Origin of the sequence: Pikeienuella piscinae, from assembly GCF_011044155.1 — a bacterium.
Lineage (GTDB): Bacteria > Pseudomonadota > Alphaproteobacteria > Rhodobacterales > Rhodobacteraceae > Pikeienuella > Pikeienuella piscinae.
Window position 1 is genome coordinate 4258723 of sequence record NZ_CP049056.1, and the last position, 13381, is coordinate 4272103.

General features: G+C 61.8%; 22 protein-coding genes and 1 pseudogene. 21 read left to right on the plus strand and 2 right to left on the minus strand.

Annotation, left to right across the window (positions count from 1 at the left end; genetic code table 11):
- The first annotated feature begins 11 nt into the window (after positions 1–11).
- Complete coding sequence (locus G5B40_RS20300) at positions 12–1166, plus strand: HigA family addiction module antitoxin (protein ID WP_165095583.1); 1155 nt, start codon at positions 12–14, stop codon at positions 1164–1166.
- A 10-nt stretch (positions 1167–1176) separates the two neighbouring features.
- Complete coding sequence (locus tag G5B40_RS20305; protein WP_165095580.1) at positions 1177–1647, plus strand: hypothetical protein; 471 nt, start codon at positions 1177–1179, stop codon at positions 1645–1647.
- Here the strand turns inward: G5B40_RS20305 and G5B40_RS20310 are convergent.
- Positions 1644–1859 (minus strand): histone H1, encoded by a 216-nt coding sequence (locus G5B40_RS20310; RefSeq protein WP_165095577.1) that lies wholly within the window; start codon positions 1857–1859, stop codon positions 1644–1646. The two genes, G5B40_RS20305 and G5B40_RS20310, sit on opposite strands and share 4 nt — an antisense overlap.
- 78 nt (positions 1860–1937) lie before the next feature.
- Between G5B40_RS20310 and G5B40_RS20315 the strand changes: the two are divergent.
- Positions 1938–2705: pseudogene (locus G5B40_RS20315) on the plus strand (IS5 family transposase); the annotation flags it as partial.
- A 12-nt stretch (positions 2706–2717) separates the two neighbouring features.
- On the opposite strand, the gene G5B40_RS20320 reads toward G5B40_RS20315, so the two are convergent.
- Positions 2718–3236, minus strand: coding sequence for a FecR domain-containing protein (locus G5B40_RS20320; protein WP_165102767.1), 519 nt, complete (start codon positions 3234–3236; stop codon positions 2718–2720).
- Positions 3237–3750: 514 nt separating this feature from the next.
- Between G5B40_RS20320 and rpmC the strand changes: the two genes are divergently transcribed.
- From rpmC to rplQ, 18 genes are all read left to right on the plus strand, one after another.
- Positions 3751–3957 carry a 50S ribosomal protein L29 gene (gene rpmC / locus G5B40_RS20325; RefSeq protein ID WP_165102770.1) on the plus strand — a complete coding sequence of 69 codons (207 nt, stop codon included), beginning with the start codon at positions 3751–3753 and terminating at the stop codon, positions 3955–3957.
- Positions 3958–3960: 3 nt separating this feature from the next.
- On the plus strand, positions 3961–4194 hold the full coding sequence (gene rpsQ, locus G5B40_RS20330) for a 30S ribosomal protein S17 (RefSeq protein ID WP_165102773.1): 234 nt from the start codon (positions 3961–3963) through the stop codon (positions 4192–4194).
- Positions 4195–4266: 72 nt separating this feature from the next.
- Positions 4267–4635, plus strand: a complete 369-nt coding sequence (rplN, locus tag G5B40_RS20335; protein ID WP_165102776.1) for a 50S ribosomal protein L14 — start codon at positions 4267–4269, stop codon at positions 4633–4635.
- The gene (rplX, locus tag G5B40_RS20340; protein ID WP_165102779.1) at positions 4635–4949 is read left to right on the plus strand and encodes a 50S ribosomal protein L24; all 315 of its coding nucleotides are present in this window, start codon (positions 4635–4637) and stop codon (positions 4947–4949) included. The genes rplN and rplX overlap by 1 nt, the downstream gene beginning before the upstream one ends.
- On the plus strand, positions 4942–5502 hold the full coding sequence (rplE, locus tag G5B40_RS20345) for a 50S ribosomal protein L5 (RefSeq protein ID WP_165102782.1): 561 nt from the start codon (positions 4942–4944) through the stop codon (positions 5500–5502). The genes rplX and rplE overlap by 8 nt, the downstream gene beginning before the upstream one ends.
- A gap of 17 nt (positions 5503–5519) precedes the next feature.
- A complete protein-coding gene (gene rpsN / locus G5B40_RS20350; RefSeq protein WP_165102785.1) occupies positions 5520–5825 on the plus strand; it encodes a 30S ribosomal protein S14 in 306 nt (101 codons plus the stop codon).
- A gap of 10 nt (positions 5826–5835) precedes the next feature.
- Positions 5836–6228: a 30S ribosomal protein S8 gene (gene rpsH, locus G5B40_RS20355; protein ID WP_165102788.1), complete on the plus strand. Its 393-nt coding sequence runs from the start codon at positions 5836–5838 to the stop codon at positions 6226–6228.
- A 10-nt stretch (positions 6229–6238) separates the two neighbouring features.
- Complete coding sequence (gene rplF, locus G5B40_RS20360) at positions 6239–6772, plus strand: 50S ribosomal protein L6 (RefSeq protein ID WP_165102791.1); 534 nt, start codon at positions 6239–6241, stop codon at positions 6770–6772.
- An 11-nt stretch (positions 6773–6783) separates the two neighbouring features.
- The gene (rplR, locus tag G5B40_RS20365; protein ID WP_165102794.1) at positions 6784–7143 is read left to right on the plus strand and encodes a 50S ribosomal protein L18; all 360 of its coding nucleotides are present in this window, start codon (positions 6784–6786) and stop codon (positions 7141–7143) included.
- 10 nt (positions 7144–7153) lie between these two features.
- Positions 7154–7738 (plus strand): 30S ribosomal protein S5, encoded by a 585-nt coding sequence (rpsE, locus tag G5B40_RS20370; protein WP_165102797.1) that lies wholly within the window; start codon positions 7154–7156, stop codon positions 7736–7738.
- 11 nt (positions 7739–7749) lie between these two features.
- A complete protein-coding gene (gene rpmD, locus G5B40_RS20375; protein ID WP_165102800.1) occupies positions 7750–7935 on the plus strand; it encodes a 50S ribosomal protein L30 in 186 nt (61 codons plus the stop codon).
- Positions 7936–8019: 84 nt separating this feature from the next.
- Positions 8020–8532 carry a 50S ribosomal protein L15 gene (gene rplO / locus G5B40_RS20380; protein ID WP_165102803.1) on the plus strand — a complete coding sequence of 171 codons (513 nt, stop codon included), beginning with the start codon at positions 8020–8022 and terminating at the stop codon, positions 8530–8532.
- Between the two features lie 69 nt (positions 8533–8601).
- Positions 8602–9969 (plus strand): preprotein translocase subunit SecY, encoded by a 1368-nt coding sequence (gene secY / locus G5B40_RS20385; protein ID WP_165102806.1) that lies wholly within the window; start codon positions 8602–8604, stop codon positions 9967–9969.
- Positions 9969–10622: an adenylate kinase gene (locus G5B40_RS20390; RefSeq protein WP_165102809.1), complete on the plus strand. Its 654-nt coding sequence runs from the start codon at positions 9969–9971 to the stop codon at positions 10620–10622. The genes secY and G5B40_RS20390 overlap by 1 nt, the downstream gene beginning before the upstream one ends.
- Positions 10623–10799: 177 nt before the next feature.
- Entirely contained in the window at positions 10800–11168 is a 369-nt protein-coding gene (gene rpsM / locus G5B40_RS20395) for a 30S ribosomal protein S13 (RefSeq protein ID WP_165102812.1), read from the plus strand.
- 12 nt (positions 11169–11180) lie between these two features.
- A complete protein-coding gene (gene rpsK / locus G5B40_RS20400) occupies positions 11181–11570 on the plus strand; it encodes a 30S ribosomal protein S11 (RefSeq protein ID WP_165102815.1) in 390 nt (129 codons plus the stop codon).
- Positions 11571–11691: 121 nt separating this feature from the next.
- Positions 11692–12711 (plus strand): DNA-directed RNA polymerase subunit alpha, encoded by a 1020-nt coding sequence (locus tag G5B40_RS20405; protein WP_179961591.1) that lies wholly within the window; start codon positions 11692–11694, stop codon positions 12709–12711.
- A 160-nt stretch (positions 12712–12871) separates the two neighbouring features.
- A complete protein-coding gene (gene rplQ, locus G5B40_RS20410) occupies positions 12872–13297 on the plus strand; it encodes a 50S ribosomal protein L17 (protein ID WP_165102821.1) in 426 nt (141 codons plus the stop codon).
- Positions 13298–13381 lie beyond the last annotated feature (84 nt).

Sequence of the window (13381 nt, forward strand, 5' to 3'; positions counted from 1 at the left end):
GAGGGCACTCAATGAGCATCGCTGCACTATTGAAAGAAGTCCCTCATCCGGGGGAGTTCATTCGAGACGAACTTGAGGCGCGCGGGTGGGCGCAGCGCGACCTCGCATACATTCTGGGCGTTAAAGAGCAGGCTATTAACCCGATCATGTCGGGCAAGCGTGGTATCAGCCCGGACATGGCTCGGTCGCTTTCTAAAGCATTTGGGATTTCTGCGGAGTATTTTTTGAACCTCCAGAAAGCGTACGAGTTGTCCACCGCTAACGAGGCGGACCCCGCGATTGAGCGTAGGGCGAAACTGCAATCGATCTTTCCAATTCGGGAGATGATTAAAAGAAACTGGTTCGAATACACGCAAGATATCTCGCTCCTTGAGGCGCAGGTAATGCGTTTTTTCGGGACCAATTCTTTGGATCAGGTTCCTTGCCTGACACATAACGCAAAGAAGGGTGGAGACTATTCCGAGACCACGCCCCTGCAGTGGGCATGGCTGTATCGCGTCAAACAGATCGCCCAGGAAATCGTCGTCCCCGCATACTCAGAGAAGAAACTTGAGGGGGCGCTTGGTGAGCTTGAACGTCTCTTGGTTGATCCGGAGGAAATCAGAAATGTGCCGCGCATTCTCGCCGATGCGGGTATTCGGTTCGTTGTGGTGGAAACTCTGCCAAAGGCGAATATCGACGGCGTATGCTTTTGGCTGGACGGCAAGTCTCCCGTTATCGGCATGACGTGCCGTCACGACAGGATCGACAATTTCTGGTTTGTGCTGCGTCACGAAATTGAACACCTGCTGCACAAGGATGGGCAAAGAAACCAGCTATCGTCTGAGATTGTGGATGTTGACCTCGACCCAGAAGCGGAGAATTTGCCGGAAGAAGAAATGCGGGCCAACAGTGCCGCCTCGCAGTTTTGCGCAGATCAAGACGCGCTGGAATCCTTTGTGATCCGCAAATATCCCTATATGGCAGAGCGAGATACGCTTGGTTTGGCGCGACGTTTGCAGCGCCACCCTGGCATTATTGTTGGGCAACTACAGTACAAGATGTCGGTGCAGTACAAGGTCAACAAATACAGTTGGCTTGCGAAGCATAAGGTCAAAATCAGGCAGTTCCTAAAGGGGGCTGCAACTATGGACGGGTGGGGCGATCCTGTCCCTTTGAACCTTTAAGGAGGTCGAAATGGCCAAATACAAAGAGCAGCTTCAAGGGGTGTGGCATAGGTATGAAGCCGAGCATGGCTCTGTGCCCGCTACTGCGCGCGAGGCAGTCGCATGGGGGATATCTAAGGGCATGATTGAAATGCCCAAGGTTGATCCCTTGGATAAGCTGGCGTCTGACATGTCCACCGCACTTCGGGAAGAATACGCTACCGACAAAGATGGTCGTCGCTATCGCGTCAATCATGCCGTGCGCGTAAGCAAGGGCGGCGTCCAATATACATTTTGGGCCATCATGAAAGATGCTCCAAGGGAGCACATGCAGAAGGCTTTCATTCAACGTCGAGAGCAGATCGTTGGCGACTGTGTGCAACTCAACACCGATGTCGAGGCTTACAATGCAATTCACGAAGGCCAGCGACCGATCCAGATGCTGTTTGATTTCCGTGACGACATCGAGGAGCGCAAGTTTAGCGCAGAAGTAGCTGCCTAGCCCTTCTTCCAGCGTGCTTCGGCAGCGACACGCGCTATCTCTTCGCGCTGCTGCGGCGTGAGAGACGCTGCTCGCGCCTCGCCGCCCTTTTTCCCGCCCTTACGCTGTGCAGACGTGTCTGGATCGTGTATCGCGTCCTCCCCCGTAGCAATATCCGCCACCAGCTTCGCAAGCTGGTTCGCATCGGCGGGGCGTTTGGGTCTCTGTGTCATGCCCTCAATATGGCGATGGGCGCGACCCAGGGCAAATCAAAGCTGCGATAGGCTGGATTTCAAACTGACCCACTACCGACGGATCGGGAATGGGAGGTGATCGCCGCCTACATGCCTGATCGACGCGGTCTGGGCCGCCCGCGCACAACCGATCTGCGGGAGGTGATGAACGCGATCCTTTACATCGCCTCGACCGGCTGCCCTTGGCGCTATCTACCGACGGAGTTTCCGCCTGTTTCGACCGTGCAGCGTTACTTCTACCGCTGGCGGGACGAAGGCTTCTGGCCCGCACTCAACAATGCGCTGGTGATGGTGTCACGGGAGCTGGAGGGGCGCGAGGCGTCTCCGACCGCAGGCGTGATCGACAGTCAGAGCGTGAAAACCACAGAGGCGGGAGGGGTTTGCGGCTACGACGCTGGGAAAAAGATCAGGGGCCGCAAGCGCCACATGGTGGTCGATACGATTGGGCTGATGGTTGGCCTGGTCGTTCACGGCGCCGGCGTGCAGGACCGCGACGGCGCCCCGCTCGTGCTGGCGTCCATCCGCAGACGCTGACCGTGGCTGCGCCACGTCTTCGCAGACGGCGGCTATGCCGGGAAGAAACTGCGCCGCGCCCTGACCGGGTTCGGCGACTGGCGCATCGAGATCATCAAGCGATCTGATCGCGCCGAAGGGTTCGAGATCATTCCAAGGCGATGGGTTGTCGAGCGCACCTTCGCATGGCTTGGAAGATGCCGCCGTCTCGCCAAGGACTGGGAGCGATCCATCGCCTCGTCAGAGGCGTGGGCGAACGTCGCGCATATCCGACTGCTCACCAGACGCCTCGCAAGGTATTGTTATGTTTGACCGAGTTTCGAGTCAGGCTCTCAGAGACTCCCCCTGTTCGACCGGGATCGAACGCCGCCCCACTTGCACGTCAGCACCACCTTGTTCGACGTATATGACGGTCTGACTTGGGTCAGTGCCGACTGAAATGACAGTCCCGCGTAGACCGATTGCGGCTATCCCGGTGCGCACCGTAATATTCTTGCCGCCGATTTTCCCCGACGCGAGTCGAAAAATGCCTTTTGGCATGGATAAATCGATGCGACCATTCCCTTCGTAAACATAGCTGTCAATCTGAATGCTGCTATTTTCAGCGACGTAAAGTCGTGTCTTGTCATCGAAGACGAAGCCGGCATTTCCGCTGACCGTTGTTTCAATCCGCTCGCCAAATCGTACCTCAACATCGCGACTAAGATCTCGACGCTGATTAGCGAGTATGGCCAGTGCCGCCGGTGTCACAGCGCCCGTCTTGCCAATTGCTTGACCTACCTCTGACGAATCAGCGTGCGAACCGACCAGAGCGAGCGCCAGCGTAACGATAAATACTTTCATTTTTATCCCCATTGGACCTTAATCAGTAAGGAAAGGTTATGCCATTATGTGTGTATTGCAAGTTAATTGCAAAACAGGAGTGTTTGATAGAATGGTATCCGTCCTTCATGGCTAGTTGCGCGTTGGCTGCGGATCGACCTTTAGTTCGCGCTAAGTGCATAGGAAGCCTATCGGAATGTCGGCATATTGACCGACTCTCTGAGCGATCGCGCAGAGGTTATTGTAAAGGGCGGAGGTATGTTTGAGACTGTATAATCGCCTTGCCGGATTTCGTGTGGGCGGTTCGGTTGCCTGAAATGGGTCCGGCGCTGCCCGCAAGGGAAGTGAATCTGGAGGTCTTTGTCCATTGATTTTGTAAAGGCGCGCTTTGTCGTTCGAAAAACCTCGGATTCTTGAGTTGGACCCTTGCCACCTTCGGAGCACCGGCGTATACGCCGCCCCTCTAGTCATCTCCACCGTGTTCAGAGTGACTCCTTCAGGAGGCTCTCCGGTGATGTGGAAAGGAATCGCGGACATGAACGCCGCAGAGCTGCGCGACAAGACGCCGGACCAGCTGCGTGAGGAGCTGGCGAACCTGAAGAAGCAGAGCTTCAACCTCCGCTTTCAGCAGGCGACCGGCCAGCTTGAGAACACCGCCGCCTTCAAGAAGGCGCGCCGCAACGCCGCGCGGGTCAAGACCGTGCTGAACCAGAAGGCCGCCGAAGCGGCCGCCGGAGAATAAGTCATGCCCAAACGCATTCTTTCCGGGGCGGTAGTTTCCGACGCCAACGACAAGACCGTCACGGTTCTGGTCGAGCGCCGGATCACCCATCCGGTTCTGAAGAAGACGATCCGTCGTTCGAAGAAATATCGGGCGCATGACGAGAACAATCATTTCAAGACGGGTGATTCCGTTCGCATTCGCGAATGCGCCCCGATGTCGAAATCCAAACGCTGGGAGGTTGTGATCGACGCCTGAGGGCGCTTTTCACATCCCCCGGTTAATCGAAACCGCAGGGCTTAGGGTCCCTGCAGGTCGGGAGTAACCAGCATGATCCAGATGCAGACCAATCTGGCGGTGGCCGACAATTCCGGCGCCCGCCGGGTGCAGTGCATCAAGGTGCTCGGCGGCTCGAAGCGGAAATACGCTTCGGTCGGCGACATCATCGTGGTGTCCGTGAAGGAGGCCATTCCGCGCGGCCGGGTGAAGAAGGGCGAGGTCCGGAAGGCCGTCGTCGTTCGGACCGCCAAGGAAGTGCGCCGCGAGGATGGCACCGCGATCCGTTTCGACGGCAACGCCGCGGTGATCCTCAGCAACACCATGGAGCCGATCGGCACCCGCATCTTCGGGCCGGTGGTCCGCGAGCTGCGCGCCAAGAACTTCATGAAGATCATCAGCCTTGCGCCGGAGGTCCTCTGATGGCCGCGAAACTAAAAAAAGGCGACAGGGTCGTCGTCCTCGCCGGAAAAGACAAAGGCAAGGAGGGCGAGATCCTGAGCGTCGCGCCGAAGGACGGCCGTGCGGTCGTGTCCGACGTCAACATCGCCATTCGCCACACCAAGCAGAGCCAGGGCAGCCAGGGCGGCCGCATTCCGCATCCGGCTTCAATCGACCTGAGCAATCTCGCGCTCGTCGATCCGAAGGACGGCGGCGCGACGCGCGTCGGCTTCAAGTTCGTCGATGGCAAGAAAGTCCGTTTCGCCAAGAAATCGGGGGAGGTCATCGATGCTTGACGCCGCCAGCTACACGCCGCGCCTGAAAGCGCTGTTCGCGGAAACGATCCGCCCCGCGCTGAAGGAAGAGTTCGGCTACAAGAACGACATGATGATCCCTCGTCTCGAGAAGATCGTCCTCAACATGGGCGTCGGCGAGGCCGTCGCCGACTCGAAGAAGATCAAGTCGGCGCATGACGACATGATGCTGATCGCCGGCCAGAAGCCGGTGATCACCAAGGCGAAGAACTCGATCGCCGGTTTCAAGCTGCGCGAGGGCATGCCGCTCGGCGTCAAGGTGACGTTGCGCGGCGACCGGATGTACGAGTTTCTTGACCGGTTGATCACCGTCGCCATGCCCCGCATCCGCGACTTTCGCGGCGTGAAGGGCTCGGCGTTCGACGGCCGCGGCAATTTCGCCATGGGCATTCGCGAGCACATCATCTTCCCCGAGATCGAGTACGACAAGGTCGACCAGATCTGGGGCATGGACGTGGTGATCGGGACGAACGCCAAGACGGACGCCGAGGCGCGGGCGCTTTTGAAGCATTTCAACATGCCGTTCACGAGCTGAGCGCGGAGGAGAAAGACATGGCCAAGAAAAGCATGATCGCGCGCGAAGAGAAGCGTCAGGAGCTCGTTGACAAATATGCCGCGAAGCGCGCCGCGCTGAAAGCGACGGCGCGGGATGAGAGCCTCTCGATGGAGGAGCGCTTCAAGGCGCGGCTCAAGCTCGCCGAGCTGCCGCGCAATTCTTCCGCGACGCGGCTCCATAACCGTTGCAAGGTGACCGGGCGCCCGAAAGCCTATTACCGCAAGCTTCAGATGTCTCGCATCGCCCTCCGGGAGCTGGCCTCGATGGGTCAGGTTCCGGGCATGGTGAAATCGAGCTGGTGAGGGAACAGAGATGAACGATCCTCTCGGCGATATGCTCACCCGCATCCGCAACTCGCTGATGCGCGGCAAATCCACCGTCCGGACGCCGGCCTCCAAGCTGCGCGGCTGGGTTCTCGACGTGCTGGTCGGCGAAGGCTACATCCGCTCCTACGAGCGGGTAGAGGAATCCGCCGGCAAGCCCGAATTCGTGATCAGCCTGAAGTATTTCGAGGGCGCGCCCGCGATCCGCGAGCTGAAGCGCATCTCGAAGCCGGGCCGGCGCGTCTATTCCGGCGTCGCGGAGATCCCGGAGGTCCGTCAGGGACTCGGCGTCTCCATCGTTTCGACGCCGCAGGGCGTCATGTCCGACGCGCAGGCGCGCGCCGCCCGTGTCGGCGGCGAAGTGCTCTGCACAGTGTTCTGAGGAGGCGGACATGTCACGTATCGGAAAACGGCCCGTGGAGATGCCCGGCGGAGTGTCCGCCGCTGTCTCCGGCCAGACCATCGAGGTGAAGGGGCCGAAAGGCGTCCGCAAGTTCACAGCGACCGACGACATCGATTTCAAGGTGGATGGCAATGTCGTAACCGTGTCGCCGCGCGGGCAGTCGAAGCGCGCGCGCCAGCAATGGGGCATGACCCGGACGCAGGTTCAGAACCTCGTCACCGGCGTTTCCGAGGGCTTCAGGAAAGATCTGGAGATCCAGGGCGTCGGCTACCGCGCGCAGGCGCAGGGCAAGGTGCTGAAGCTGGCGCTCGGCTATAGTCACGACGTCGATTTCGCCATCCCCGACGGGGTCGAGATCAAGACGCCGAAGCCGACCGAGGTGGAGATCACCGGGATCGATCAGCAACTGGTCGGCGAGGTGGCGTCGAAAATCCGCAAGTGGCGCAAACCCGAGCCCTATAAAGGCAAAGGTATCCGCTACAAGGGCGAGTTTGTCTTCCGCAAAGAAGGCAAGAAGAAGTAAGGACCGGCAAGATGGCGAACAGCAAGCGAGCCTTGTTTCAGCGGCGCCGGATGCGCGTCCGCTCGAAACTGAGGAAAATGGGGAACGGCAAGCCACGTCTGAGCGTGCACCGTTCGTCGAAGAACATTTCGGCGCAGATCATCGACGATACGCGCGGCGTGACCCTCGCGGCGGCCTCGTCGCTCGAGGCGGCGCTCGGCATGATCGGGCGGAACAACATCGAGGCGGCGGCGAAAGTCGGCGCGGCGATCGCCGAGCGGGCCAAGTCCGCCGGGATCGAGGACGTGGTCTTCGACCGCGGCGGCTACCTCTTTCACGGGAAGGTCAAGTCGCTTGCCGACGCCGCTCGTGAAGGCGGTCTGAAGTTCTGAGGAGACGATAATGGCCAGAGAACCTAATCGCGGCGGTCGCGGGCGCGGCCGGGGTCGCGACGAAGATCCGGAATTCCAGGACCGCCTCGTCGCGATCAACCGCGTCTCCAAGACCGTGAAGGGCGGCAAGCGCTTCGGCTTCGCGGCGCTCGTCGTGGTCGGCGACCAGAAGGGGCGCGTCGGCTTCGGCAAGGGCAAGGCCCGCGAGGTGCCGGAGGCGATCCGCAAGGCGACCGAGGACGCCAAGCGCGGCCTGATCCGGGTGCCGCTTCGCGAGGGGCGCACGCTGCATCACGACATGTCCGGGCGTCACGGCGCCGGCAAGGTGGTGATGCGGACCGCGCCGGCCGGCACCGGCGTCATCGCCGGCGGTCCGATGCGCGCGATCTTCGAGATGCTGGGCGTCGAGGATGTGGTGGCGAAGTCCACGGGCAGCCAGAACCCCTACAACATGATCCGGGCGACCTTCGACGGGCTCCTCAAGGAGAACTCGCCGCGCATGGTCGCCGCCCGCCGCGGCAAGAAGGTCGCCGAGATCGCCCGTCGCGGCGACGAGGCGCCGGTCGACGCCGAGCCGGCGCCGGCCGAAGCGTAAGGAGCAGAACGATGGCGACCATCGTCGTGAAACAGATCGGCAGCCCGATCCGCCGTCCCGCCAAGCAGCGCGCGACGCTGGTCGGTCTCGGACTGAACAAGATGCACAAGACGCGCGAGCTGGAGGATACGCCCTCCGTCCGGGGCATGGTCGCCTCGATCCCGCATCTTGTCGAAATCGTCGAAGAGCGCGCCTGACTTTCGGCCGCGCTTCCGCATAATCCCGTGGCCAGGGGGTTCTGACGCCTCCGCCCCCTGCGTCCGGTTCAAGGAGACAGCGTCATGAAACTGCATGAACTCAGCGACAATCCGGGTGCGACCAAGGCGCGCAAGCGCGTCGGCCGCGGGCCCGGTTCGGGTACCGGCAAGACCGCGGGACGCGGCGTCAAAGGGCAGAAATCGCGTTCGGGCGTCGCCATCAAGGGCTTCGAGGGCGGCCAGATGCCGATCACCCGGCGCCTGCCGAAGCGCGGCTTCAACAACATTAATGGCAAGAATTTCGCCATTGTGAACTTGAAAACGCTTCAGGATGCGCTGGATCGCGGGGTGATCGAGGCGAAGGCCGAACTCGACGAGACGGCGCTGGTCGCCGCCGGCGTCATCCGTCGGCCGCTCGACGGCGTGCGCCTTCTGGCGAAGGGTGAGTTGAGCGCCGCGTTGACGCTGAAGATCGCCGGCGCGTCGAAAGCCGCGGTCGAGGCGGTTGAAAAAGCCGGCGGGAAGGTAGAGATCGTGGATGTGGTCGCGCTCCGCCGCGCCGCGAAGCGCGAAGCGAAGGCCGCCGCCAAGGCGTAAGCGCCTGGCGCGCGCCGGCGGGACCGGGGCGCGCCGCGCGATCCGTCGCTGAAAAGACAGGGGTTCTCCATGGCGTCCGCCGCCGAACAACTCGCCACGAACATGAGCTGGGGCGCCTTTGGCAAGGCGAAGGAGTTGCGTCAGCGGATTCTGTTCGCGCTGGCGCTTCTGGTTATTTATCGGCTCGGAACCTATATCCCGATGCCGGGGATCGACCCGCAGCAACTTCAACAGTTCATCGAGCAGACGCAGTCCGGCATCCTGGGCGTCTTCAACATGTTCTCGGGCGGCGCGGTCAGCCGGATGGCGATCTTCTCGCTTGGGATCATGCCGTATATCTCGGCCTCGATCATCATGCAGCTGATGACCTCGATGGTGCCGACGCTGGAGGCGCTCAAGAAGGAAGGCGAAGCCGGCCGCAAGAAGATCAACCAGTACACCCGTTATGGCACGGTGCTTCTTGCTACGGTGCAGGCCTACGGCGTCGCTGTCGGGCTTTCGGGCCAGGGTCTGGCGCTCAACCCGGGTCCGTTCTTCATCGCTTCCTCGGTGATCACGCTGGTCGGCGGCACGATGTTCCTGATGTGGCTCGGCGAGCAGATCACCGCGCGCGGCATCGGCAACGGCATTTCTCTGATCATCTATGTCGGCATCATCGCGGAGCTGCCGCGGGCGTTGGCGCAGTTCTTTGAGCTGGGCCGCACCGGACAGATCGCGGCCTGGCTGATCATGGTGATCATGGTGGGCGCGGTGGCGGTCATCGCCTTTGTCGTCTTTCTTGAGCGGGCGCAGCGCAGAATTCTCGTCCAGTATCCGAAACGCCAGGTCGGTGCGAAAATGTATGGCGGCGATTCTTCGCACCTGCCGCTGAAGGTGAACACCTCTGGTGTCATCCCGCCGATCTTCGCTTCTTCGCTCCTATTGATGCCGGCGACGGTCGCCGGGTTCGCCGGCGATGGCGGCTCGGAGATCCTGCAGACGGTCACCGCGCTGCTGGGGCGCGGCCAGCCGCTCTTTCTCGGGATCTATATCGCGCTCGTTGTTTTCTTCTGCTTCTTCTACACGGCTGTGGTGTTCAATCCGGAAGATGTGGCGGAGAACCTTAAGAAGCAGGGCGGGTTTGTGCCGGGTATCCGGCCCGGCAAGCGCACGGCTGAATATCTCGACTACGTGCTGACGCGCATCACCACCGTCGGCGCGGCCTATCTGGCGGCGGTCTGCGTCCTGCCTGAGATCCTGATTTCGCGTTTCGCGGTGCCGTTCTATTTCGGTGGAACTTCGCTGCTGATCGTCGTCTCGGTCACCATGGACACGATCAGCCAGGTGCAGAGTCATCTTCTGGCGCACCAGTACGAAGGCCTCATTGAAAAATCGCGGCTCGGCGGCAAGAACCGGGCGAAAGCGAGAGCGGGGCGGAAACCGGAAAGGCGGCGCTGATGAATGTGATACTTCTTGGGCCGCCTGGCGCGGGCAAGGGGACGCAAGCGCGCCTCCTGACGGAATCCCGCGCTATGGTGCAGCTTTCCACCGGCGATATGCTGCGCGCCGCCGTCGCCGCCGGAACCGAGGTTGGCCGCGCGGCCGATGCGGTGATGAAGGCCGGCGGACTGGTCTCCGACGAGATCGTCGTCGGCGTTGTCGGCGAGCGGCTCGATCAGCCCGATGTGGCCGCCGGGGTGGTGTTCGACGGCTTTCCGCGCACCACGGGTCAGGCGGAGGCTCTCGACAAGCTTCTGGCCGAGAAGAACATGTCGCTCGACTCGGTGATCAATATTGAAGTCGACGACGAGGCGATGATCGAGCGGATCTCCGGCCGATACACCTGCGCCAATTGCGGCGAAGGGTATCACGATACGGACAAGACGCCGGCAACGCCGGGCGTCTGCGACAAGTGCGGCGGGACGACGTTCAAGCGCCGCAAGGACGACAACGCCGAAACGGTTCGCGCGCGGCTGCAGGAATACCACGGCGAGACGGCGCCGTTGATCGCCTATTACCGCGCGGCGGGAAAGCTGAGCGACGTCGACGGGATGGCTTCGATCGACGAGGTGGCCGGCGCGATCGAGTCGGCTCTGGGCGACGAAGAATAGCCCCGTTCCGGGGTTGACCGGGGGGCGCGCGGCCATATACTCCGCGCTTCCTTCGGCAGATATGGTCTGCGATGCGATAAAGTGTTGCGGAACAAAGGAATTCCGGGGGCGTCTGCGAATCGCGCGGTCGCTCTGTGAAGAAGATGGCCCGAAGGGGCGGAGAGACGGAGCTGGATCGTGGCGCGCATTGCAGGCGTAAACATTCCGACGAACAAGCGAGTGCATATCGCGCTCACCTATATTCATGGCATCGGCGAAAGCGGCGCGCGCGCAATCTGCGAGGCGACCGGCGTGGACACCTCGCGGCGCGTCAACGAGCTGAGCGACGCGGAAGTGCTGTCGATTCGTGAGCATATCGACGCCAATCTCGCGGTCGAGGGCGACCTCCGGCGCGAGAATGCGATGAACATCAAGCGCCTGATGGATCTGGGTTGCTATCGCGGGCTGCGCCATCGGCGCGGTCTGCCGGTTCGCGGCCAACGGACCCACACCAACGCCCGCACCCGCAAGGGTCCGGCGAAGGCCATCGCCGGCAAGAAAAAGTAAGAGGGCACAATAATGGCGCGCGAAAAAGTCCGCACGAAACGCAAGGAACGGAAGAACATCTCGACGGGCGTGGCCCACGTGAATTCTTCCTTCAACAACACGATGATCACCATCGCCGATGCGCAGGGGAACGTTATCTCCTGGTCCTCGGCGGGCACGATGGGCTTCAAGGGTTCCCGGAAATCGACGCCCTACGCGGCGCAGGTCGCCGCCGAGGATTGCGCGAAGAAGGCGCAGGACCACGGTATGCGCACGCTCGAGGTTGAGGTGCAGGGGCCGGGCTCGGGCCGCGAGAGCGCGCTGCGCGCCCTTCAGGCCCAGGGCTTTACGGTCACGGCGATCCGCGACGTCACGCCGATCGCGCATAATGGCTGCCGTCCGCCGAAGCGCCGCCGGGTCTGATCGCGAGATTTGTTTCTGAGCGGCCCGCCTTTTCGAAGGTGGGTCGTTCGATTTGACGGATGACTTTTCCTCGGGCGCGTCCCGACGCCGGATCCGGCAGGGCGCAAGGATGGAGGACCACATGACGATCCACAAGAACTGGCAGGACCTGATCAGGCCGACCGGCCTCGACATCACGCCGGGCGCCGACGCGATGCGTTTCGCCACCGCGACCGCCGAGCCGCTGGAGCGGGGGTTCGGGCTGACGCTCGGGAATGCGCTGCGGCGGGTGCTGATGTCGTCGCTGCAGGGCGCGGCGATCATCTCGATTCAGATCGACGGCGTGCTGCATGAATTTTCCTCGATCCCGGGCGTCCGCGAGGACGTGACCGACATCGTCCTTAACATGAAGGGCGTCGCCATCCGCATGGATGTCGAGGGCCCGAAGCGGCTCAGCCTTCGGGGCAAGGGGCCGGGCGCGCTGACCGCCGGCGACATTCAGGAGATCTCGGGCGTCGAGATCCTGAACAAGGACCATCACATCTGCCAGCTCGACGAGGGCGCGGATCTCCATATCGAACTGACCGTCACGGGCGGCAAGGGTTTCGTCGCGGCGGACAAGAACCGGCCCGAGGACGCGCCGATCGGTCTGATTCCGATCGATGCGCTCTACAGCCCGGTGCGCAAGGTTTCCTACAAGGTCGAGCCGACCCGCGAGGGCCATGTGCTCGACTATGACAAGCTGACGCTGAATGTCGAAACTGACGGTTCGCTGACCCCCGAGGACGCGATCGCCTACGCGGCGCGCATCCTGCAGGATCAGCTGCGCACCTTCATCAATTTCGACGAGCCGAAGGACGATGTGTCCTCCGACGAGCCGGAGGATCTGGAGTTCAATCCGCTTCTGCTGAAAAAGGTGGACGAGTTGGAGCTTTCGGTGCGTTCGGCGAACTGCCTGAAAAACGACAACATCGTCTATATCGGCGACCTGATCCAGAAGACCGAAGCGGAGATGCTGCGCACCCCGAATTTCGGGCGCAAGTCGCTGAACGAGATCAAGGAGGTGCTGACCGGCATGGGCCTGCATCTCGGCATGGATATCGTGGACTGGCCGCCGGACAATATCGAGGATCTGGCGAAGAAGTTCGAAGATCAGTTCTGATCGCACAGGCGATGAGCGCCGCCGCGGCCTGAGGTTGGGGCGGCGAAGACGGAGACGACCGGGCAATGACGCCCCAAGGAGGCGGTTCCCACGCAGGGCCGCCAGACAAAGTATAAACCGGATGCGGCTCACATCGTGAGGCGCGCACAGGAGACTAGAAATGCGTCACGGACACGGATACCGGAAGCTCAACCGGACCCATGAGCACAGAAAAGCCATGTTCGCCAACATGGCGGCCTCGCTGATCGAGCATGAGCAGATCAAGACGACGCTGCCGAAGGCGAAGGAGCTGAAACGCATCATCGACAAGCTGATCACGCTCGGCAAGCGCGGCGATCTGCACGCCCGCCGGCAGGCGATGGCCTCGATCAAGCAGGACGAGGCGGTGAAGAAGCTCTTCGCGACGCTCGGCGCGCGGTACAAGGATCGGTCCGGCGGGTACAGCCGGGTTCTAAAGGCCGGTTTCCGCTATGGTGATATGGCGCCGATGGCGATCATCGAGCTTGTCGACCGCGATACGGCCGCCCGTGGCGCCGGAGACAAGGCGCGTGTCGCCGCCGAAGAGGCTGAACTCGACGAGGCCTGATCGGAGGCGAACTAGCGCCGCCGGATTCCGGCGGCGCGCGCCCGCGGCGGGTCTGTGTGAAGCGGCGTCATTCCGTGAGGTGAT

Excerpts from the sequence above, each read along its gene's own strand:
- G5B40_RS20300 (WP_165095583.1), top strand. The coding sequence starts at position 12 with ATGAGCATCGCTGCACTATTGAAAGAAGTCCCTCATCCGGGGGAGTTC.
- G5B40_RS20305 (WP_165095580.1), top strand. The coding sequence starts at position 1,177 with ATGGCCAAATACAAAGAGCAGCTTCAAGGGGTGTGGCATAGGTATGAA.
- G5B40_RS20310 (WP_165095577.1), bottom strand. The coding sequence starts at position 1,859 with ATGACACAGAGACCCAAACGCCCCGCCGATGCGAACCAGCTTGCGAAG.
- G5B40_RS20320 (WP_165102767.1), bottom strand. The coding sequence starts at position 3,236 with ATGAAAGTATTTATCGTTACGCTGGCGCTCGCTCTGGTCGGTTCGCAC.
- rpmC (WP_165102770.1), top strand. The coding sequence starts at position 3,751 with ATGAACGCCGCAGAGCTGCGCGACAAGACGCCGGACCAGCTGCGTGAG.
- rpsQ (WP_165102773.1), top strand. The coding sequence starts at position 3,961 with ATGCCCAAACGCATTCTTTCCGGGGCGGTAGTTTCCGACGCCAACGAC.
- rplN (WP_165102776.1), top strand. The coding sequence starts at position 4,267 with ATGATCCAGATGCAGACCAATCTGGCGGTGGCCGACAATTCCGGCGCC.
- rplX (WP_165102779.1), top strand. The coding sequence starts at position 4,635 with ATGGCCGCGAAACTAAAAAAAGGCGACAGGGTCGTCGTCCTCGCCGGA.
- rplE (WP_165102782.1), top strand. The coding sequence starts at position 4,942 with ATGCTTGACGCCGCCAGCTACACGCCGCGCCTGAAAGCGCTGTTCGCG.
- rpsN (WP_165102785.1), top strand. The coding sequence starts at position 5,520 with ATGGCCAAGAAAAGCATGATCGCGCGCGAAGAGAAGCGTCAGGAGCTC.
- rpsH (WP_165102788.1), top strand. The coding sequence starts at position 5,836 with ATGAACGATCCTCTCGGCGATATGCTCACCCGCATCCGCAACTCGCTG.
- rplF (WP_165102791.1), top strand. The coding sequence starts at position 6,239 with ATGTCACGTATCGGAAAACGGCCCGTGGAGATGCCCGGCGGAGTGTCC.
- rplR (WP_165102794.1), top strand. The coding sequence starts at position 6,784 with ATGGCGAACAGCAAGCGAGCCTTGTTTCAGCGGCGCCGGATGCGCGTC.
- rpsE (WP_165102797.1), top strand. The coding sequence starts at position 7,154 with ATGGCCAGAGAACCTAATCGCGGCGGTCGCGGGCGCGGCCGGGGTCGC.
- rpmD (WP_165102800.1), top strand. The coding sequence starts at position 7,750 with ATGGCGACCATCGTCGTGAAACAGATCGGCAGCCCGATCCGCCGTCCC.
- rplO (WP_165102803.1), top strand. The coding sequence starts at position 8,020 with ATGAAACTGCATGAACTCAGCGACAATCCGGGTGCGACCAAGGCGCGC.
- secY (WP_165102806.1), top strand. The coding sequence starts at position 8,602 with ATGGCGTCCGCCGCCGAACAACTCGCCACGAACATGAGCTGGGGCGCC.
- G5B40_RS20390 (WP_165102809.1), top strand. The coding sequence starts at position 9,969 with ATGAATGTGATACTTCTTGGGCCGCCTGGCGCGGGCAAGGGGACGCAA.
- rpsK (WP_165102815.1), top strand. The coding sequence starts at position 11,181 with ATGGCGCGCGAAAAAGTCCGCACGAAACGCAAGGAACGGAAGAACATC.
- G5B40_RS20405 (WP_179961591.1), top strand. The coding sequence starts at position 11,692 with ATGACGATCCACAAGAACTGGCAGGACCTGATCAGGCCGACCGGCCTC.
- rplQ (WP_165102821.1), top strand. The coding sequence starts at position 12,872 with ATGCGTCACGGACACGGATACCGGAAGCTCAACCGGACCCATGAGCAC.